The sequence below is a fragment of the Bacillus sp. FSL H8-0534 genome, assembly GCF_038005885.1.
Taxonomy (GTDB): domain Bacteria; phylum Bacillota; class Bacilli; order Bacillales; family Bacillaceae_G; genus Bacillus_A; species Bacillus_A pseudomycoides.
Map to the genome: position 1 here is coordinate 894,558 of NZ_JBBOUC010000001.1, position 20,577 is coordinate 915,134.

Sequence of the window (20,577 nt, forward strand, 5' to 3'; positions counted from 1 at the left end):
TTATTATCCAAATAAAAAGATTGATGTGAACATACACATCAATCTTTTTATGATTATTTTTGTTTTTCATATATGTGATAGTAATATGTGTACGGATTCTTTTCATCCGTAACACCTTTTTCCACAAAAACTTCTTTCCACTCTTTCATATTCATTTCTGGGAAGAATGTATCTCCTTCAAATGAATGGTGAATCTTTGTTATATAAAGCTTGTTCACATATGGTAAGAACAATTCGTAAATTTGCGCTCCACCAAAAATAAAAATTTCTTCTTCATTTTTACATAACTCAAATACTTCTTCTACTGACTGCGCAATTTCACAGCCTTCTACATGATAATTCATATTGCGCGTTACGATAATATTTCGTCTTCCTGGAAGTGGTCTTCCAATCGCTTCATAGTTTTTTCTCCCCATAATAAGTGGGTGACCCATTGTTGTCTTCTTAACATATTGCAATTCACTTGGTAAATGCCACGGTAATTTATTATCCTTACCGATGACTTTATTTTCATCCATTGCGACCATAAATGAAATAATCATATTTTCATCTCCTTTTGCGTTTACACTGCGACAGGTGCTTTAATTGCAGGATGTGGATCATAACCTTCTAATGTTAAATCATCCATTTCAAAATCAAAAACAGACTTTACATCTGGATTTAATTTTAGCGTTGGAAACGGACGTGGTTCACGCGCTAACTGCTTTTCCACTTGTTCAAAATGATTTGTGTAAATATGTGCGTCTCCAATCGTATGAACGAACTCTCCTGCTTCTAAACCACATTCGTGCGCGATTAAATGTGTTAACAATGAGTAGCTTGCAATATTAAATGGAATGCCAAGGAAAATATCACCGCTTCGTTGATATAACTGACACGAAAGCTTTCCGTCTGCTACGTAAAATTGAAATAGCGTATGACAAGGCGGAAGTGCCATACTTGGCACATCTTCAGGATTCCAAGCAGAAACAAGTAAGCGACGAGAATCTGGTGTTTTCTTAATCATTTCGATTACATCTTTTAACTGATCAATCGTCTCACCTGCTGTCGTTTTCCAAGCACGCCATTGTTTTCCATATACATCTCCTAAATAGCCATACTGATTTGCAAAATCATCATCTTCCAGTACATTCTTTTTAAACAAATCCATTTGCTCATCATATTGTTTCTTAAACTCTTCATCCTGCTGAGAGCGAAGTCCAAAGTCCGTCATATCTGGCCCTTCATACGCATCGCTTTCTACCCAGCTTTTAAACGCCCATTCATTCCAAATATTATTGTTATTTTGTAGTAAATAACGAATATTTGTATCGCCTTTCATGAACCAAAGAAGTTCACTAGCTACTAAGCGGAATGGCACACGCTTTGTCGTTAACAAAGGGAATCCCTTGCTAAGGTCAAAACGCATTTGATATCCAAATACAGATACAGTCCCTGTTCCTGTACGATCTTCTTTTTTTGTACCATGCTCCATCACATGGCGACACAGATTTAAGTATTCATATTCAGCATGTTTCATATGTAAGAAAAACCCTCTTTCGCATCTATTTCCTATATGGAGTTTATCATACAAAAAATAATTCTGCATGCAAAATTCTCAGTAAAACTTATTGAAAAATATTTCAATATAGTAAGTATTAACAGAAATCTAGTATAGGATATCCATTTTAATGAATCTTACAAAATTCTTAACTTTTCATCTTTTAAGAGGTATTTCACTCTTTACCAAAGAAACTATAGTGCGGAAGTATAAAATAATATTTGGAGGTTAGAAGCATGTCTAAAATTGAAATTCCTGTTATTAGTTCATTACAAACAACAATTGAAAAAATGATGAAAGATCTACACGTTCCTGGGGCTGCTGTCGCAGTTATAAAAGATGGAGAAGTCATTGTTTCAGAAGGATTTGGCTATCGTGATTCAAAACAGAAAAAACCGGTTACGCCTCAAACACGCTTTGCAATTGGATCTGCGACCAAGGCATTTGGCACCCTATCTTTAAGCCTATTAGCACAACAAAAAAAGTTTGATTGGGATACTCCTGTTCAATCTTATATCCCTACCTTCGCTTTATCAGATATACTTGCAAGCTCCCAAATTACAGCACGTGATTTAGCTTCCCACCGCTCTGGCGTTAGTCGTCATGATGCTCTTTGGTACAACTCTTCCTTAACTCGAAAAGACATCGTTGAAAAAACAAAGCATTTATCACTTGATGCACCATTTCGCACAGCTTTCTTATATAACAACTTAATGTATGCAACAATTAGCTATATTGTAGAAAACATTACAAATCAGACATGGGAGCAATACGCCAAAGAACATATTTTAGCACCACTTCAAATGGAGCAAACAAACTTCTCTGTCACAGACTCACAAAATACGAATGACTACGCATTGCCTTACGTTGAGAAAGATGGAGAAATAAAAGAGGTACCATTCCGTAATATTGATACAGTAGGAGCTGCTGGATGCATCAATTCAACAATTGCAGATATGGCAAATTGGGTACTTTTCCATCTTAATCAAGGAAAAACAGGAGATCACGAATTACTATCTTCTGAATTATTACAACAAATGTATACGCCGCACAATACAATTCCTGATCAGCCACTTTTATCGCCCCCTGAATCACCAGTAAATAGTTATGGTCTTGGTTGGTTTATTAGTTCTTACCGTGGCTATAAAGTAATTCATCATAGCGGAGGTATCGATGGATTTTCTGCACTTGTCTCATTTATTCCAAAAGAAAATATAGGCCTTGTCATATTAACGAACGCCGGAAGCACCTTACTTCCTAGTTATCTTGCAAATCAAATCTATGACGAACTCCTCGGATTGGAAACAATTGATTGGCATAAGCGTGCTATAGAAGACACCGCTCAATTGAAAAAAATGATGAAAGAAGTAAACCAATCACTTCCAGAACAAGTAAAAGAGACCGTACCTTCTCATGCATTAGAAGACTATATTGGAACATTCGAACACCCTGCTTATGGAACACTAGAAGTGTATAAACAAAATGAAGAGTTATATTTACAGTTCACAGAACTAAAAGTTCGGTTACATCACCATCATTATGATATGTTTTATGCAACATTAGACTTATTCCAAATAGAAATGAATGTGTTGCTTGCTTATGAGATGGATATAAAAGGGGAATTCCAAACAATCCAATTACATGTACCAGTTATGTTAAGTACACAGCCTCTTACATTTACGAAGATTAAATAAAAATACAACAATCTAAACTTATAATAGAGGAAAGCTATACTTTCCTCTATTATTTATCCCGTATTAACGGGTAATAAGATCTCTCCTCACATTTCCACATTAGGCGTATAAGCCACTTCTACAACAAACCCATTCGGATCATAAAAATCCACAGTATAATATTCATCTGAGTAATGATTCGTCTCAATCGGCCCACGAATAATCTCCGCTTGTACATTTTGTAAGAAATTAGCGACCTCATTAACTACAGTTCTACTAACAGCCTGATAACAAATATGCCTCGGCCCTAACGTTCTTACAATCTTTTCATCTACTTCCTTGAAATATATTTCAATCTCCCCTGTACTAAATGCACTCTCATTCAACTGTTTCCAGCCAATGATAGAGAACAACCTACTATAAAAACATATGGATTCCTCTAAATTTGCTACCCAAAATTCAATATGATGAATACCAGGTTCAAACTGCTGCATCCCCTTCTCTTCCTTTCTGTCATTTTAACAGTACTCCAACAGAAAAGGGTTAGAACAATTACTTGTGAGAACGACTGAAGACTGAAACTGTAGGGCAAGGTTGTGTCCAAACAGTACAAACGACGCCTGTGGAGAGTATGTAAGACTGCTTGGATTCTCAAGCAGCAACACCCTATGAAACAGGAAGCCCCTTCTTCAAACGACTCGTAAGAGTGTTAAGGAGGGGTCATTCACTGAACAGACTCAACTATATGTAAAATTTCATTTGGTGTATTTACCATATAATTTGGAGAATCTTCTTTGATCGTTTCCATCACATCATATCCCCATCCAACCCATACGACGTTTACGCCAACTTTTTTACATGCAACAATATCTCGTTGCTCATCACCAACATACAGCATATCAGCTTCTGTTAACGTTTTTTCTTTTAAAAATTTCTTGATAATTTTATCTTTCCCAAACAAATTTTTCGAACAAAAAACTTCTTGAATATTTTTTATTTGATTGTTATGTAGAAATGCTCTAATATGCTCTTCTGAATTAGAGGATATTACTGCTATTCCATAACCCTTTCTATGTAATTCATCTAGCACTTCCTTCATGCCATTAAATAAGACTAGATCTTTAATAGCTGGCTGGTATAGTTTATAAAACTCTAGCGCTAATATAGGCAATTTATAAAGTGGTACATGAAGCTGTTTACACCTTTCAGGAATAGATAATTTTCTTAAAGGTTCAATTTCTACTTCACTTACCGTTTTATACCCATGCTTCTCAGCAAGTTGATTATAAATAGGAACAAATATATCTTGTGAATCTACTAATGTACCGTCAAAATCAAATACAACATATTTCAACATAATGAATACTCCCTTAGCCTCTTTTTTGAACAAATCTAAACATATTCTATTCGCTGTTAAGATCCGCTTCACCTTTAATTTTCACATTTATAAAAACAAAAAAGAACAAGGACATCTCCTCGTTCTTTTTATCACGACAGCCATTTCGGCGGCATATTCGTATTCCAATAAATATCTCCTAACTCATGATGCGCTGTATATCCATCATCAAAGCGATGGTAGTGGAAATTAAAATAATATCCATCTTGTGGTGGATGATCCCGCCTTACATGGAAACGTAGTAAATCATTTCCTGTTTTCGTATCATATACATGAAAAATCTTTTCGTTATTGCCGCCTGCTGGTTTCTGTGAAATTGCTAATGATTGTAAAGACTCTTCCGGTACATCTGTTGTAAGCTCTGCAATTGCTTCTTCTATTTTAGGTAGAATAATATCTTTAAATTCATCTTCAATGACAGGTCCAATTTTAGAACCAAACTTTTGCATAGATTGTTTCTCAGCTTCTTGCATTGCATAGGTCACAAAGGTCTCTGCGGTTAACCTCTCTCGATTTTCTTCATATGTATAGGACGTCTGCTCCAAATTTTGTTGCCTTGTTGTAGGCTTGTCCGCTTTTGCATTATCAAGCAAAATAGAAGGAGGCGTCACTAAACCAAATGTAAATACAGTAATTAATGCGACTAACGTCTTTCTAAACCAATTTGGCATTTTTTATTCCCTCCCCTTTCACTACTTATATTTGTATAACGGTTGTTTCTTCCATTATACAAAATGATGCTAATTTTTGCACTTTACAAATTTATTAACTTTCATATTTTTTTCATTTGAATATGTAATAGTCAGATTTCATATAATATAAGTACAACAATAGTGAGGAGGATTTTTAATGACTCTAGATGTCATGTACTCCGTCGTGAGCATTTTTGTTCTCTTATATTTTATTTACCAGTCAATTACAGACTAAAAAAGAGCCATTATGGCTCTTTTTTCTACGGTATGAATACAATCCAGCCTATTAATATTAATAGTAGGCTTCCTACGATAATAGCTGGTAATAAATAAAACTGGCCAAGTATAACTATGCCGTAAATCAAAACAGCCGGAACAAACAAGGACATTCCCGCTCTTCCTTTTAACAATAATAACTTCCCTTGATCACAATATAATTGGAGAAACATTTTTTTAACAAATTCATTCCATTGATCCCCTGAATAACGTACAATTGCAACACAGGCAAATACAATAATAATAAGCGCAATCCACCATGGTGTTACTTTTATCGATACTGCACTCATAAAGATAATTTTAATATAAAAACTTAAAGAAGCACCTGATCGAAAATACTCCTTAAAAAATGATTCAATAATACGCGAATCAGATTTTTTCCCTAGTATATGCTTCGAACGTGGAAACAACCATGGTCTCGAGTTATTACTTGGCTTCGTTATTTGACCACTAAAGTGCATGATTTCCGTTGTCCAGCGCATACCCTCTTCCTTTTCTTTTTCAACTTCCTTAAAAAAGAAACGTTGATAGTTCATTTTTTGTTTTATCAATATCAAACTAATTCCAATCAATACAATGATAAATAGTATTGCATATACTGGATGTTTAAAACCTAAAAACAGACCACTTCCCAAACAAATAAAACTCATAAAAAATACGATAATCTTTACAATCCATAATACCCAGCGCTTCCCTCCACACACATCTATATATCTTACCAATAGTGATAACATACACCGAAAAACGGTAAAGGACAGCCAAAATAATACGACTTGTAAAAGAGAAGCCCCCATACTCTTAACCAATATAGGTAACATAATGAGCGTTACAATGATATTTGTTATACTTATTCGAATACATGTGTATACCATGCCATATTTCATTAATTTTTTCATGTGAACTGGATGCTGAATTAAAAACAGGCTATCTGCTTGCTCAAAAAACGAACGCATTCCTCTTGAATATGTAACAAAGAAAAATACAAACAAGCCCAATAAAAAATAAGCCGGTTCTTCTGCAGATAATTCTCTTGTCCATAACGAACGATAATAAATCCCGCTAAATACAAGTACTGGAACGATAAAATATAATGCGATTGTCCAATCAGTTACAGACCGAATGGATTTCCATTTTCTTTTCAGTTCATGACGCAACCTTTTATAAAATTGTTGTTTCATCATGTTGTTCCCGCCTTACGATTGCATCAAAACAATCTAATAATGGACTCTCTGGCATTTCTGCTAGGGATTGAATTGTTTGTAGATTACCGTTTGCTAATAACGTTCCTTGTGAAATAAGTAAAAATCGTTCACAGATTCTTTCCGCTGTATCTAGCACATGGGTACACAGTAAAATCCCTACTCCCCGCTCTTTTTCTTTATATAAGAAATTTAAAAATTCTCGTGTTGCTACTGGATCTAATCCAATAAACGGTTCATCAATAATATAAAAGTCTGGTTCCGTTAAAAAAGCCAAAATCAACATTGATTTTTGTTTCATACCTTTTGAAAACTTTGATAAGTATTCATGCTTATGCTTTTCCATTCGAAATGTGTGTAATAACTCCTGTGCGCGTTCCTCCCAGCTCCCTATTTCACACCCACGTGCAGCCATTAACAATTCAATGTGCTCCCATAATGTTAAATAATCATAATACGTTGGGTGTTCTGGCACATATGCATACGGATTCTCTTTTTCACCAAACGAAATTTCACCCTCCATATTTGCAAGTAAGCCAAGCATTGATTTAATTGTCGTACTTTTCCCAGCTCCATTTGCACCAATAAGAGCAACTAGTTCACCTTTTTCAATTGAAAATGCTATATCATGGATTGTTTTTTCTCCTGCTTCATAACCCGCTGATCGAATATTGACCTGTAACAAATTACTTCCCCTCTTCCCACTTACAATAAACTCCAGGAAAATCATAACATATTTCTTCTTAAAATATTATTCTATATATCTAATATATTAAATGTTTATATTCGTACTACTAGCAGGAAAAAACACTTTTTAACAGAATATTTAACATTTGGAGTTGTTAATTTATATTTATAGATGGAGTTGAGAGTATGAAATCTCACATTCGAAAAGCAACTGTGAACGATATAGAAGCACTTTGTTCACTAACAAAAGAATTAAAAGGTTCTGATATTTCTTATGTAGACATGCAAAATCGCTTACAATTTGTTGAAATGAGCCCATTTGACTTCTTATATGTTTACGAAGAAGATGATCATATATTTGGATTCCTTGGATTTCGTATACGTGAGAACTTAGAAGATGTGACACGATACGGGGAAGTATCCATTATTAGTGTTGACTCCACAGCAAGAAGAAAAGGAATTGGACAAATTTTAATGGAGTATGCTGAACAGTTAGCTAAAGAGCATAACTGTATTGGAACATGGCTTGTAAGTGGTACGCAAAGAACAGATGCTCATCCATTCTATAAAAAATTAGGATACGAAATAAACGGATATCGATTTGTAAAATACTTTTAATTTACTAGTTGAAGGGAACTACTATTATGACAAACATTCAAGCAATATTTATCGATCGTGATGGAACCATCGGAGGAGATACTATCATACATTATCCTGGTGAATTTACCTTATTTTCATTTACACAAGACGCCTTACGTGCATTAAAAGAACAAAATATAAAACTATTTTCCTTTACAAATCAACCTGGTATTGCTGATGGAAAAGCAAGTATAGAAGATTTTATTCAAGAACTAGAAGCTTTTGGTTTTGATGACATCTATCTTTGTCCTCACAGACATGGAGATGGGTGCGAATGTCGAAAGCCAAGTACAGGTATGCTTCTGCAAGCATCAAAAAAACATGAGCTTGATTTAACAAAATGCATCGTTATTGGCGATCGCTGGACTGATATCGTTGCTGGCGCAAATGTGAATGCAACAACGATCTTAGTTCAAACGGGTGCCGGGCATGACGCATTACATACATATCGCGATAAATGGGCTCATATTGAACCGAGTTATATTGCAGAAAACTTTCAAGATGCTGTCATTTGGATTCTGAAACGAATTACAACACAAATTTAAGAAGCACCTTATTTAAAAAAAACCTAACATATTAATCAAAAGTAATATGTTAGGTTTTTTATTTTTCATATACAAATCTACAAGCAATCGCAAATAATATTGTACGTTGTATTCACAGGAACTTGCACAATAGTAATATACGTTGAATGATAGAGTTCGGTTTGTATTTTCGCCTGTATTAATATTGAATTTAGAAAGTTAATTCATAATGGAAATAACGATTATCTCTCAAATATCCATTCTCGGCATATAATCGCTGTGCTGATATGTTATCTATTTCTGTTTGCAATTTTAATCCTTTTGCACCGTTCTCTAGTGCGAAAATTCTAGCCGCTTCTAATAATTTTTTTCCAATACCTGCGCCGCGTTTACCTTCTTGTACAAATAGATCATTTAAAATCCATAATTCTTTCATCGAAACTGATGAAAAAGAAGGATATAATTGTGTGAATCCAAGGTACTCCCCATCTTCAACAGCTACAAAAATTACAGATTCTTTTCGCTCTATGCGATTACGCAAAAATACTCGTGCTTCTCCCACATTCGACTCTTGTTTATAAAAGGTACGATAATTATTAAATACTGATGCTACTCCATCTAAATCTTCAATTGTCGCTTCATATATTTTCACTTTACTTCGCTTCCTTTCCAATACTCCTTCATAAGGTCCGTTACCCATTCAGGTTGTAAAATATCTTCATTCGGTAAAAATTCTCTCATAACAGGCTTTATATCCAATATAGGTGTACCGTCAATTGCATCTAATCCTTCAACTACAATTGATTTTCCTTCTCGCCTTACAACTTTTGCAATTGTCGCCCCCAATCGATTAGGACGATTTTTCCCCCGCTGTGCAAAAATACCTATTTTCGGATATTCCTTATTATTTCGTGGATGTCTAGCCGAATATTGAATCTGTTCATCTTTCACTTTATGAAAATAAAAGATTACTTCAATATGTGAAAAATCTTCAATTCCTTGTATACTCTCTTCTGCATATGAATCCGTTAATGTAATAAGAGATTGTACATCTCCCCATTCATCATCCATTATCATTTTTCTTTCATTATGTACAAAAGCAATTGGCCGAAGTGAAAACATCCATACTCCCCCTTTTTGTAACCACTTACATTATAAAGTATCTTCTGAATATTTTCCATCGACACAATCGGATTAGTTTATATAATAAAGTTATGTAATTATTTTTTATTCTTTTTCACCACATCCAAATAACCTCCTAAAGAGATGTTTACAGCTTCAACAGCATGTATAAAAGTTGTATCAAATAAAGGAACTTGAGAATCTTCCTGTTTTACTAATAGCCCTATTTCCGTACAACCTAATATAATTCCTTCTACTCCATTTTGTACGAAACGATTTATTATTTCTTTATAGGAATCTCTTGATGTTTGATTAACCTTTCCTAAACATAACTCGTTATATATGATTCTATTTACTAATTCCCTATCTGTTTCATTTGGTATCATTACTCTCATACCCTTTTCTTCTATACGTGATTTGTAAAAATCTTGTTCCATTGTATATTTCGTTCCGAGTAAACCAACTGATCGAATTCCTTGTTTCTTTATTTCCATAGCTGTTGCATCCGCGATATGTAAAATAGGAATACTCACCTTATCTTTAATATTACTAATCACTTTATGCATTGTATTCGTACAAATAACAATGAAGTCTGCACCAGCTTTCTCAAGAGAATATGCAGCTTCTCCTAATACGTTCCCCGCTTTTCCCCAATCACCTTCAGATTGACATCGTTCAATCTCTTCAAAATCAACGCTATATAAAAGACATTTCGCTGAATGTAATCCTCCTAACCTCTTTTTTACTTCTTCATTAATAATGCGATAATATTCAGAAGAAGACTCCCAGCTCATTCCACCAATAAGACCTATCATTTTCATCTTACCCATTCCCCCTTATTTTCTCATTTAAAATTTATACAACATTATTATGTAATTTTAACATAACAAAAAGGACATTTGTTAAACAAACAAATGTCCTTTTTTAGTTCAGTTCTTCTTATACAATTCCAGTTAAGCTATAAACACCGATCACAACAAATACAGCTATTGTTTTAATAATAGTAATTGCAAAAATATCACGATAGGATTGCTTATGTGTTAATCCAGTTACTGCCAATAATGTAATGACAGCACCGTTATGTGGTAATGTATCCATTCCTCCTGATGCCATTGAAATAATCCTATGCATCACTTCAAATGGAATATTATATTGTTCTGCCGCCGCAATGTATTTCTCCGACATCGCACTTAAAGCAATCCCCATTCCTCCTGATGCTGATCCAGTAATTCCCGCAAGGACATTTGTAGTAACTGCACCATTTACGAGAGGATTTGTGAACGTCGTAGAAATACTGTCCCGAATGACACCGAAGCCGGGTAATGCTGCTATAACTCCCCCAAAACCATATTCTGCTCCAGTATTCATAGCAGCAAGCAATGCACCACCAATACTTGCATTTAAGCCAGCTTGAAATCCTGTAAATAAGCGTTTCCAATTTAAAATTATCGTTGTAATAATTCCGATTAATAGTGCCAGTTCAACAGACCATACGCCTAGCACACCAGAAAGTTCCACTTTGCCAAATGTTTTTAATCCAATAGATGAAAAATCAAATCCCTTTGGATACCATGTTGGAATCATCACTGTAAAAACTTTATTCATTACCCCCACTAAAATAAGCGGTATAAAAGCCAGTACTTGGCGAAGTGGTGTAATTTCGGGAGTATGAATAGCTGGTTTTATATTTTGTTCTGTTTCAGTTGTAGCTGCCATTTCAGAATTCTCATTTCCACAACCATAATAACCTTCGCCACTTTCCTCTGCCTTTTTTCGTCTTCTTTCTAAATACAACATACCAACAAGAAATACAAAGACCGCTCCAATGATTCCAAGAAATGGTGCTGCATAAATGTCTGTTTTAAAAAATGTCGTTGGAATAACATTTTGAATTTGCGGTGTCCCTGGAAGAGCATCCATTGTAAATGTAATTGCTCCAAGAGCAATTGTTCCTGGTATTAATCGTTTTGGAATATTAGCCTCTCGAAATAAATTAGCTGCAAATGGATATACCGCAAAAGCAACTACAAACAAACTGACGCCACTATAGGTTAATATAGCACCCATCAGAACAATTGCTAGCATGGAACGTTTGACACCAACTAGCTGAATAATTGTTTTTGCAATAGACTCCGCAATCCCTGACATTTCTACTACCTTACCGAAAATTGCTCCGAGTAAGAATACTGGAAAATATAATTTAATAAACCCAACCATTTTTTCCATAAAAATATTAGAGAAAAAAGGTAATACGTGACTTGGCTCTGTTAATAAAACCGCAAATAGCGCGCAAATTGGGGCAAATAATATAACCGAAAAACCACGATAGGCAACAAACATCAGCATGCAAAGAGCCAATAAAATAATTACTAATTCCATCTCCTGCCCCCTTTTCATTTCCGCGGAAATATTTTAATAATATTCAGAAATCTATTGAGGTACTTATAGAATTTTCATATTGATAGTCAAAACATATACGATATAATTTTTTCACCTCATGATAAGAAGGGATGCGTGGGTTATTACTCGGACTCCCACTAGCCAATGCATCTTTCGCCATTTTTGAAAGAGCATTTTCAAATTCAACCTGATCAATTCCGTACTCCCTAAGATTAGGAATACGTAGATCCAAACAGAGTTTCTTTATTTCAAAAATAGCATGGTTAGCAAGCTCTTCATCAGATAATGAATGTAATTCCGGATTTATAATCCGCCCAATATCTGCGAGGCGTTTGACTGAGCAAATTTTTGTAAAATCTAAAACTGCTGGTAGTAACATCGCATTTGATATACCATGGGGTACATGAAATAGTGCTCCAATTGGGCGTGACATTCCATGGACTAAAGTGACCGATGCGTTTGAAAAAGCAATGCCAGCTTGTAAGGATGCAATCATCATTGCTTCTCGTGCTTCTATATCTGTCCCCTTTTCATAGGCAATCCGCAAGTGTTTCATAATCGCTCCAATTGCTGCAAGTGCTAATACATCTGTAAGCGGTTGCGAAAATCTAGAAAGATATGCTTCAATTGCATGACATAGTGCGTCAATACCTGTTGCTGCAGTAATATTCGGTGGAACAGAACGTGTCAATAAGGGATCGATAATCGCGATTTGTGGCGTGAAATTTGGGTGCTTAATCATCATTTTGACATCTGTTTTTGTATTTGTAATAACAGCAACACTTGTAACTTCTGATCCTGTACCAGATGTTGTTGGAATTGCAATAAGGGGTAATGGTTGCTTTTCTATTTCCACATGATTTTGAACATAATCTTCAATCTCTCCTCCATTTGTAAACAGAACTGCTACAGCTTTTGCTGCATCAATACAACTTCCTCCACCAAGCCCAATAATAAAATCACATTTTGACTCTGCACATATCGTTAACGCTTCCAAAACGTGGATATTTGTTGGTTCCGCATTTACATTTTCATAAGTAATAACATCTATTTTTTTCGCTTTTAGTAGTTTCACACACGCATCAATATAACCAAGTTTTTTCATAATAGAATCACTGATAATGAAAGCTTTTTTCCCTAGTTTAATTGCTTGTTCTCCTAATTTCTCCAGTGAATTTCTCCCGTACAAAACGTTCTTTGGCATACGAAACTCTGCGATTTCTTGCAAATAACCCACTCCTTCTTTCCCTACTAAATATTTTATAATGTGAAATTTCCATTGTATAAATTATCAAATGTAATATTCCACTTCGATTAATTATTTCCTCCCAGACTAATAAATTTATTAGTAGATTCCTGTAAACATATAAAAAGCAATTACTAAAAATACAGCGACCGTTTTCAATATTGTCACAGCAAATATATCACGATACGATTGTTTATGTGTCAATCCTGTAACAGTAAGGATTGTAATAATTGCTCCGTTATGTGGAAGTGTATCCATCCCTCCCGATGCCATTGAAACAATACGATGCATAACTTCAAGTGGAATATGATATTGTTCTGCCGCTGCAATAAATTTATCTCCCATTGCACTTAATACAATTCCCATTCCTCCCGATGCTGAACCAGTAATACCAGCAAGAATATTCGTTGTCACCGCTCCATTTACGAGTGGATTAGTAAATGTTGCAGAAATGCTATCTCGCATAATCGCAAACCCTGGAAGTGCTGCAATTACGCCACCAAAGCCGAATTCTGCTCCTGTATTCATTGTTGCAAGCAATGCTCCTCCAATACTTGTATTCAATCCTGCTTGAAATCCTGTTACAACACGCTTCCAATATACTAAAAGCGTTGTTATAATCCCAATGATGAGTGCTAATTCTACAGACCAAATACCAAGTACTGCGCTTAACTCTATCTTACCAAACGATTTCATTCCAATTGAGGAAAAATCAAAACCATTTGGATACCATTTTGGTATTGTTATTGTAAAAAACTTATTCATAACTCCTACTAAAATAAGTGGTACAAAAGCAACGACTTGCTGTACTCTTGAAATTTTAATACTTTGAAGAGAAGTATGATTCTTTTGCTCTAACTCCAGTGATGCTGCCATTTCAGAATTCCCATCTTCAAAACCAAAATATCCTTCTCCAGCTGCTTTCGCCTTCTTACGTCGACTCTCTAAATAGATCAATCCTAACGTTAAGACAAAAATAGCACCAATAATACCAAGTATAGGTGCTGCATAAATATCTGTTTTAAAAAATGTTGTCGGGATTACATTTTGAATTTGCGGTGATCCTGGGAGTGCATCCATCGTAAACGTGACAGCTCCAAGAACGATTGTTCCAGGTATTAAGCGCTTCGGAATATTCGCTTGACGAAACAATTTTGCAGCAAATGGATATATTGCAAACACAACAACATAAACACTCACACCGCTATAAGTTAAAACAGCCCCCATTAAAACGATAGCCAAAATGGTCCGTTTTTCACCCACTATTTCAATAATTGTCTTAGCAATAGAATCTGCAATTCCAGACATTTCTACTACTTTACCGAAAATAGCACCTAGTAAGAAAACTGGAAAATACAACTTAATAAAGCCTACCATTTTCTCCATAAAAATATTCGAAAAGAAAGGCAGTACAAAACTAGGTTCTGTTAAAAACACTGCAAATAGAGCAAAAATCGGTGCAAATAAAATAACAGAAAATCCTCTATAGGCAACAAACATAAGTAAACTAAGTGCTAATAAAATAATAACTAGCTCCAATTCTCTCACCTTCCTTAGACTGAAAATTCAATCTTTTCAATCCGGATTTTTTCTATGTATCCCTACAAAATATCGCTTTTATAACGATTCAAATACTGACATTCCTCCCCCTTTTCTAACAAAATTTTTATAATTAAAATAGCATATTTATTACTATTCTATTACATATGAAAAATCCCTTTAAACGAAAACAATTTAACTATTACTCGTTATAAAGGGATTTGCTTTTTTGTTTTATATTTTAAAAATTCTGTCTTTTGTACAAAAGCTTCGCAACTCTTCGACATGTTTCACAATATGCGTCGCTCCTGCTTCTTTTAATTCTTCTTCACTCCCATATCCATACAATACACCGATAGAGTCAATCCCATTACAATTAGCTCCTATCATGTCATGCTTTCTATCCCCAATCATCACTATCTCTTCTCTTTGCAACTCTGGATTTGTATGCAAAATATATTCAATAATTTCATCTTTCTTTATTCGGGTTCCATCTAAATTACTACCAACAATTTCTTCAAAAAAATGAATCAAGTTAAAGTGTTCTAAAACTTGTTTTGCAAATACAGTGGGTTTTGAAGTTGCAACAAATAATCGTTTCTCTTCATCTTTTAACTTTTGTGAAATATAGGGAATCATCTCATGTACACTATTCTCAAGTAGGCCGCTTCGCTTTAGATATTCACGAAAATATGTAACAGCTTGCTCTACTTGTTTTTCGTCCATTCCGTATCTATCTGCAAACGAATGCTGAATTGGTGAACCAATAAAAGAATCTAGCTCTTTCTGATTCGGTTCATCTATTCCCATTTTTCGCAATGCATATAAAACCGAATTTACAATTCCTTCTTTCGGATCTGTTAATGTTCCATCTAAATCAAATAGAAATGTTGTATACATCCCTGCTTCATACTCTTTTGCACGATTACTATAATATGTATGCATGACACAAATCCCCCTCTAACAGAAAAATCACCATCCTTTCTATATTATCAAAATATTTATTTTGAATATTTATGTTGTTTTTTTTACACATTAGCTTCTTCCCAACAGTCTGAGCCACGAATATATATACTCAAAACTATGTTCTTGTTGTATTATAAGTATAATTTCATAGAAAAATGGTGACCAAAAATGACGAAAACATTAATTTTCATAATGGCTTTCACGATTATCATCCATGCAGTCGAAACAAGTTCTTATAGTATTCGCTTAGCAGGTGTGCGTTTAAAAAAGATTGCTGTTTCCCTATCCGTAGTTGGGTTGGTGTTGCTGGTTTCACGAACATCCAACTTACTGCAAGCTTTTTTACTTGGCGGTATCGTTGATCAGGCCAAGATAGACTCCTCTATTGATTTAGAAAGAGCAATACGTCTCGTTTTATTCACAGCTTCCATCGGTACACTGCTCGCAATTATTCTATATCCGACTTTCACAAAGCTATTTGGGTATGTAATTCAAAACTTTGAAACAGACGGTTCATTCATTCGAATGATGAAAACAAACAATATACAAAAATTGAAGTATACAAAAAAATATGTTCGTTTTCCTAAATTTGAAATGATTCACCGTATGCGAATTGGTGGTATTCCGAAACGAATTATGCTCATTAATATGTTTGCAACCGCCATCTATACTGCAGGTGTCCTTTCTGCTTTGTACGCTTCCTTTTTAAATCCGACTTATGCGACGAATGCCAGTACGGCATCCGGGCTCGTTAATGGATTTGCCACAATCTTATTAACTGTGCTTTTAGATCCGCGCATTGCCCTTTTAACAGAGCGTGCTCTTCAATCAGAAAATGGCGCTGATACAATGGGGAAAATGTTCGGTTGGCTTATGATTTCAAGATTTCTCGGTACATTATTAGCACAGCTCTTATTTGTACCTGGTGCACATTGGATTTTGTGGATTATTAAACTCATGCATTAAATGACCACTACATCATCCTTGATGGTGAGGATCAGTGAATGATACTTCCCACTATGACAGCTCGATTAACAGAAGCAATACTTGATGAAGAGAAAGATATACTATATTCAAAAATTCTTAAATTACTTAAATGAAAAGTTACATTTAACAAGGAGGGGAATGTATGTATATGAAAACAGAACAAGATATTACTAAACTCATACAAAATGATACTTGGATGATGGAAATATTACAGACAGCAAAATCCCTACAATTGCCTGATTGGTGGGTTTGCGCTGGATTTGTTCGTTCTAAAATTTTGGATGTTCTTCATGGATACGAAGTAAGAACTCTAACGCCAGATATAGATATCATCTATTTTGACCCATTACATATAAGTGAATCCACCGAAGAAAAATTAGAAAATAAGCTTAAAAGTATAGATTCTACTATTCCATGGTCAGTGAAAAATCAAGCTCGCATGCATGTAGTCAATAACATGCCACCTTATTCATCTTCAGTCGATGCAATTTCTAAATTCCCAGAAACAGCGACTGCTCTTGGAGTTACATTAGATGACCAAGATAATATTGTATTAACCGCCCCTTGCGGAATAGAAGATGTTCTCACGTTACAGGTGAAGCCAACACCTCATTTCCTCGAAACGAAAGAGCGCACTAATATGTATAAAAAAAGATTACAAAAAAAGAACTGGCAAAGTAAATGGCCTAACATTACAATCTTCCATCCTGAAATTTAAACATGAAGAAAAAAGGTGCTTCTCATTTTTATGAAGCACCTTTTTCTAATTCACTTCAAAAAATCAATTACCGTTTCTGCAAATCGCTCTGCCGCTTCATAATGCGGTGTATGACCACATTCTTCAAAGACTATGACTTTACCATTTTGAGTATCTCTTTGAAATACTTCAATGTGTTTTTCACAAGTTACTACATCGTGTTTTCCTATGATTAGCAACATTGGATTCTCGACATCTTTTAATTTTAATAATAAAGATTGATAAATTTCCCCTTCCTCTTTCAATCTTATAAAATGAATTGCGGAACGCTTATAAAACTCTTCCCATTCTCCCTCACTATATAAACTATAATCCGTTTCATCCTCAACGTAATTATATATTTCCATTCTGTTTTCTTCTAATTCATCACTTAATTTCGAATAAGCTTCTAGCAATTCCTCTGGACTAGCATTACTCTCTGCGATAGCTATACATTCTTTTCCCTGCTGTTCTTTCCCATACTCCATTAACAAAGTTCCTGTCTTTTTTAATAACGCTCTACTAGTTAATGCAAAATCAAAAGTTGGCCCTTCAAAAATAATTTTTTGAATAGATTGTGGGTGCATTTCTGCATATAACAATGCTAGAAACCCACCAAAGGAATGTCCAATAACAGACCATTTTTCAATTTGTAACATCTTCCTTAGCTCTTCGCAGTCTTCGATAAGATCTTGCAATCCAAATGGCTCTTTCTGTCCAATTTCCTCTGAACGTCCTACCCCACGTTGATCAATGGCAATGAGTCGAAAAGAATCTTGTAATCTATGTGCTTGATGATAGGAAAAATCAAAACACATCTCTCCAGGACCTCCATGAAGATACAATACAGGATGCTTCTCTAGTGATCCATGCATCTCCACATACAGCTTTTTCCCGCGTACTTTCACCATTTTACCTTGTAATAGCACCTCTTTTTCTTGTTTCATCTCTTTCTCCTCCTATTTTTTATATTTCGACACCATATACAAATAGGAGGACCACGAATCCGTACATGTTATATATCCGTAACATAATAGTACATTTTCTCATCCTCCATTTTAAATTTTTTATAGAAAAGCTTCATCCAATGCTTTTTTTACAGCTTCTCCCCTTCCTGATACTTGAAGTTTCATATAAATTGAAGAAGCGTAATTTCTTACAGTTCCTTCCGATAAGAATAGCTTTGCTGCAATTTCTTTATAGCGAAGCCCTTCTTTGAGACAACCTAATACGTCCATTTCACGAGGAGTCAATTCATAAGGAGGCTTTTTCGGCATTGAACTATATTCTTTAAATAAGCGAGTCGCCACGTCCTGAGATAGCATTGTCCCACCTAAATGTACTAATCGAATAGCCGCTACTAACTCTTCTGGTTGAACAGATTTAAGTACATATCCCTCTGCTCCCGCTTCAATCGCTTCTGAAACACTAGAAGTTTCTTCAAAAGTTGTGACCATAATTATTTTAGTATCTGGCCACCTATTTTTGATTTTCTTCATTGTTGTAATCCCATTCATCTTAGGCATTTGTATATCCATAATAACAACATTTGGCTGCCTTTCTTCACATTGCTTTAAGGCTTGTGCCCCACTATTCGCAACCGATACGCGAAAACCGTATTTATCCAATAAAAGTTCTAAGCTATCTGAAATGATAGGCTGATCATCTACTACTAATATATGAATCTTATCTTGGGCAAATGATTCTTCTTTATGTAAGGTCGGAATCAAACAAGTCACAATTGTTCCTGTATCCTTAGTGGAATCAATACTCAAATTTCCATGATATTCACTTAGGCGTTCTCTCATTCCCGATAAACCAAAGCCCTCCTGCATAACTTCCATGCCTATACCGTCATCTTGTATTTGAAGCATCACATAATTTTTATGATATTGTAAAAGAACTTGTATCGTTTCTGCTCCCCCATGTCTTGTTGCGTTTGTCATTGCCTCTTGTAAACACCGACAGAAAGTTCTCTTCAGTTTTTTAGCCATTGGATAATATTCTCCAACCGTACGGAAAACAACATGAACATTTGTATTACTCTTAAACTCTTCTATTAAGTTCAATAAAGACACATCTAGATTTGATTCCTCTTGAGGATCCATTTCATGAACCTGTCTTCGAATATTATCTAATGCAGATCGTGATATATCTAATATTTCTTGTAATTTCCCCTCTCCCTCCTTGGTTGCTAGATGTGATCGTAATGTTTCCATACTCAATATAACCGAAGTAAATTTATATCCTATCGTATCATGTAATTCTCTTGCCATTCTATCCCTTTCCTCAAGCAAAGTTATTCTTTCTACTTGGGACGAATATTGTTCTAAAATTGCATTCTTATCTTTAATCAATTTCAGTTTTTTCTTAATAGCATCCATAGAATAAACAACTCTTTGTAGTAAATGACCTACGCCATATATAAAGAGAACATCAAATATACTTAGAAGCAGCTTATTTCGATCAAACCCGAAATTCAAGAAAACTCCCAATACACAGATAATTATCGTTGCAGGTAATGCATAGAAATTTACTTTTCCACGACAAAAAAATGCAAGCGTCAAAATTGCAGGAGATAAAAACTGAGCCAAATGATATGTATATGCAAAATAAAGCGAAAGTCCACCTACTAAGATAATTTCTGTTACTACATATAATTCACTTTGTAATTTATATAATATGACAGGTATGACATAAGACAGAAATGTACTTATAAAAACAATCTCAAGTGGAAAGTTTGGATTATCTTGATATGTCAAAGTAACAATTGCAACAATCCAAGTGATCCGAATAAGTATCATTACCCATTCCTGCCAAAGTAACTTATTTTTTATGTCATTCAACTTTCATATACCCCCTATCAAGATGAATATTATACATATCCCCTATTTTTCCATTTTCATCATAGCAAGGTTATGACACTTTGTCACTGCCTTATATTACATTCTTTTT

At 34.8% G+C, this 20,577-nt stretch carries 21 protein-coding genes; 5 read left to right on the forward strand and 16 right to left on the reverse strand.

All coding sequences use genetic code 11. The features are described 5' to 3' along the window. Window positions 1-53: 53 nt before the first annotated feature. Entirely contained in the window at window positions 54-542 is a 489-nt protein-coding gene (locus MHH71_RS04665; RefSeq protein WP_003197378.1) for a dihydrofolate reductase, read from the reverse strand. 20 nt (window positions 543-562) lie between these two features. Continuing rightward, window positions 563-1,519 carry a thymidylate synthase gene (locus MHH71_RS04670; RefSeq protein WP_006094735.1) on the reverse strand — a complete coding sequence of 319 codons (957 nt, stop codon included), beginning with the start codon at window positions 1,517-1,519 and terminating at the stop codon, window positions 563-565. A 257-nt stretch (window positions 1,520-1,776) separates the two neighbouring features. On the opposite strand from MHH71_RS04670, the gene MHH71_RS04675 reads away from it, so the two are divergent. Then, entirely contained in the window at window positions 1,777-3,234 is a 1,458-nt protein-coding gene (locus tag MHH71_RS04675; RefSeq protein WP_006094734.1) for a serine hydrolase, read from the forward strand. Window positions 3,235-3,320: 86 nt separating this feature from the next. Here the strand turns inward: MHH71_RS04675 and MHH71_RS04680 are convergent, their stop codons facing one another. From MHH71_RS04680 to MHH71_RS04700, 5 genes are all read right to left on the reverse strand, one after another. Continuing rightward, entirely contained in the window at window positions 3,321-3,707 is a 387-nt protein-coding gene (locus MHH71_RS04680; protein ID WP_006094733.1) for a VOC family protein, read from the reverse strand. A 230-nt stretch (window positions 3,708-3,937) separates the two neighbouring features. Further along, window positions 3,938-4,570, reverse strand: coding sequence for an HAD hydrolase-like protein (locus MHH71_RS04685; protein WP_018782132.1), 633 nt, complete (start codon window positions 4,568-4,570; stop codon window positions 3,938-3,940). A 131-nt stretch (window positions 4,571-4,701) separates the two neighbouring features. Beyond that, window positions 4,702-5,280 (reverse strand): YpjP family protein, encoded by a 579-nt coding sequence (locus MHH71_RS04690; protein ID WP_003207109.1) that lies wholly within the window; start codon window positions 5,278-5,280, stop codon window positions 4,702-4,704. Between the two features lie 281 nt (window positions 5,281-5,561). Further along, window positions 5,562-6,758 (reverse strand): ABC transporter permease, encoded by a 1,197-nt coding sequence (locus tag MHH71_RS04695; RefSeq protein ID WP_018782130.1) that lies wholly within the window; start codon window positions 6,756-6,758, stop codon window positions 5,562-5,564. Beyond that, complete coding sequence (locus MHH71_RS04700; protein WP_016114694.1) at window positions 6,736-7,461, reverse strand: ABC transporter ATP-binding protein; 726 nt, start codon at window positions 7,459-7,461, stop codon at window positions 6,736-6,738. The genes MHH71_RS04695 and MHH71_RS04700 overlap by 23 nt, the downstream gene beginning before the upstream one ends. Window positions 7,462-7,649: 188 nt before the next feature. On the opposite strand from MHH71_RS04700, the gene MHH71_RS04705 reads away from it, so the two are divergent. Together MHH71_RS04705 and MHH71_RS04710 are read left to right on the forward strand one after the other, a co-directional pair. Then, on the forward strand, window positions 7,650-8,081 hold the full coding sequence (locus MHH71_RS04705) for a GNAT family N-acetyltransferase (protein ID WP_006094728.1): 432 nt from the start codon (window positions 7,650-7,652) through the stop codon (window positions 8,079-8,081). 26 nt (window positions 8,082-8,107) lie between these two features. Then, window positions 8,108-8,647, forward strand: a complete 540-nt coding sequence (locus tag MHH71_RS04710; RefSeq protein ID WP_006094727.1) for an HAD-IIIA family hydrolase — start codon at window positions 8,108-8,110, stop codon at window positions 8,645-8,647. A 190-nt stretch (window positions 8,648-8,837) separates the two neighbouring features. Here MHH71_RS04710 and MHH71_RS04715 read toward each other — a convergent pair whose 3' ends face one another. The 7 genes from MHH71_RS04715 to MHH71_RS04745 form a co-directional block, all read right to left on the reverse strand. Further along, a complete protein-coding gene (locus MHH71_RS04715) occupies window positions 8,838-9,278 on the reverse strand; it encodes a GNAT family N-acetyltransferase (protein WP_018766435.1) in 441 nt (146 codons plus the stop codon). After that, window positions 9,275-9,748: an SAM-dependent methyltransferase gene (locus tag MHH71_RS04720; RefSeq protein ID WP_006094725.1), complete on the reverse strand. Its 474-nt coding sequence runs from the start codon at window positions 9,746-9,748 to the stop codon at window positions 9,275-9,277. The genes MHH71_RS04715 and MHH71_RS04720 overlap by 4 nt, the downstream gene beginning before the upstream one ends. 98 nt (window positions 9,749-9,846) lie before the next feature. Then, window positions 9,847-10,569, reverse strand: a complete 723-nt coding sequence (locus MHH71_RS04725) for an aspartate/glutamate racemase family protein (RefSeq protein ID WP_033798846.1) — start codon at window positions 10,567-10,569, stop codon at window positions 9,847-9,849. Window positions 10,570-10,687: 118 nt separating this feature from the next. Beyond that, window positions 10,688-12,127 (reverse strand): GntP family permease, encoded by a 1,440-nt coding sequence (locus tag MHH71_RS04730; RefSeq protein WP_018782128.1) that lies wholly within the window; start codon window positions 12,125-12,127, stop codon window positions 10,688-10,690. A 43-nt stretch (window positions 12,128-12,170) separates the two neighbouring features. Beyond that, window positions 12,171-13,385, reverse strand: coding sequence for an iron-containing alcohol dehydrogenase (locus tag MHH71_RS04735; protein WP_006094723.1), 1,215 nt, complete (start codon window positions 13,383-13,385; stop codon window positions 12,171-12,173). 108 nt (window positions 13,386-13,493) lie between these two features. Continuing rightward, the gene (locus MHH71_RS04740) at window positions 13,494-14,933 is read right to left on the reverse strand and encodes a GntP family permease (protein ID WP_033798845.1); all 1,440 of its coding nucleotides are present in this window, start codon (window positions 14,931-14,933) and stop codon (window positions 13,494-13,496) included. 234 nt (window positions 14,934-15,167) lie between these two features. After that, on the reverse strand, window positions 15,168-15,833 hold the full coding sequence (locus MHH71_RS04745; RefSeq protein WP_029427374.1) for an HAD family hydrolase: 666 nt from the start codon (window positions 15,831-15,833) through the stop codon (window positions 15,168-15,170). Between the two features lie 234 nt (window positions 15,834-16,067). Here MHH71_RS04745 and MHH71_RS04750 point away from each other — a divergent pair, with 234 nt between their 5' ends. Further along, window positions 16,068-16,865, forward strand: a complete 798-nt coding sequence (locus MHH71_RS04750; protein ID WP_006094720.1) for a lipid II flippase family protein — start codon at window positions 16,068-16,070, stop codon at window positions 16,863-16,865. 163 nt (window positions 16,866-17,028) lie between these two features. Then, window positions 17,029-17,604, forward strand: coding sequence for a nucleotidyltransferase family protein (locus MHH71_RS04755; RefSeq protein WP_006094719.1), 576 nt, complete (start codon window positions 17,029-17,031; stop codon window positions 17,602-17,604). 50 nt (window positions 17,605-17,654) lie between these two features. Here MHH71_RS04755 and MHH71_RS04760 read toward each other — a convergent pair whose 3' ends face one another. Together MHH71_RS04760 and MHH71_RS04765 are read right to left on the reverse strand one after the other, a co-directional pair. Further along, a complete protein-coding gene (locus MHH71_RS04760; RefSeq protein WP_006094718.1) occupies window positions 17,655-18,569 on the reverse strand; it encodes an alpha/beta fold hydrolase in 915 nt (304 codons plus the stop codon). A gap of 120 nt (window positions 18,570-18,689) precedes the next feature. Beyond that, entirely contained in the window at window positions 18,690-20,426 is a 1,737-nt protein-coding gene (locus MHH71_RS04765) for a helix-turn-helix transcriptional regulator (protein ID WP_050774434.1), read from the reverse strand. Window positions 20,427-20,577 lie beyond the last annotated feature (151 nt).

Bases quoted from the DNA above. Each gene is read 5' to 3' on its own strand.
- MHH71_RS04765 (WP_050774434.1), bottom strand. From the start codon at position 20,426: ATGATACTTATTCGGATCACTTGGATTGTTGCAATTGTTACTTTGACA.
- MHH71_RS04755 (WP_006094719.1), top strand. From the start codon at position 17,029: ATGTATATGAAAACAGAACAAGATATTACTAAACTCATACAAAATGAT.
- MHH71_RS04745 (WP_029427374.1), bottom strand. From the start codon at position 15,833: ATGTATACAACATTTCTATTTGATTTAGATGGAACATTAACAGATCCG.
- MHH71_RS04690 (WP_003207109.1), bottom strand. From the start codon at position 5,280: ATGCCAAATTGGTTTAGAAAGACGTTAGTCGCATTAATTACTGTATTT.
- MHH71_RS04665 (WP_003197378.1), bottom strand. From the start codon at position 542: ATGATTATTTCATTTATGGTCGCAATGGATGAAAATAAAGTCATCGGT.
- MHH71_RS04710 (WP_006094727.1), top strand. From the start codon at position 8,108: ATGACAAACATTCAAGCAATATTTATCGATCGTGATGGAACCATCGGA.
- MHH71_RS04705 (WP_006094728.1), top strand. From the start codon at position 7,650: ATGAAATCTCACATTCGAAAAGCAACTGTGAACGATATAGAAGCACTT.
- MHH71_RS04720 (WP_006094725.1), bottom strand. From the start codon at position 9,748: ATGTTTTCACTTCGGCCAATTGCTTTTGTACATAATGAAAGAAAAATG.
- MHH71_RS04725 (WP_033798846.1), bottom strand. From the start codon at position 10,569: ATGAAAATGATAGGTCTTATTGGTGGAATGAGCTGGGAGTCTTCTTCT.
- MHH71_RS04730 (WP_018782128.1), bottom strand. From the start codon at position 12,127: ATGGAATTAGTAATTATTTTATTGGCTCTTTGCATGCTGATGTTTGTT.
- MHH71_RS04685 (WP_018782132.1), bottom strand. From the start codon at position 4,570: ATGTTGAAATATGTTGTATTTGATTTTGACGGTACATTAGTAGATTCA.
- MHH71_RS04675 (WP_006094734.1), top strand. From the start codon at position 1,777: ATGTCTAAAATTGAAATTCCTGTTATTAGTTCATTACAAACAACAATT.
- MHH71_RS04670 (WP_006094735.1), bottom strand. From the start codon at position 1,519: ATGAAACATGCTGAATATGAATACTTAAATCTGTGTCGCCATGTGATG.
- MHH71_RS04760 (WP_006094718.1), bottom strand. From the start codon at position 18,569: ATGAAACAAGAAAAAGAGGTGCTATTACAAGGTAAAATGGTGAAAGTA.
- MHH71_RS04695 (WP_018782130.1), bottom strand. From the start codon at position 6,758: ATGATGAAACAACAATTTTATAAAAGGTTGCGTCATGAACTGAAAAGA.
- MHH71_RS04750 (WP_006094720.1), top strand. From the start codon at position 16,068: ATGACGAAAACATTAATTTTCATAATGGCTTTCACGATTATCATCCAT.
- MHH71_RS04680 (WP_006094733.1), bottom strand. From the start codon at position 3,707: ATGCAGCAGTTTGAACCTGGTATTCATCATATTGAATTTTGGGTAGCA.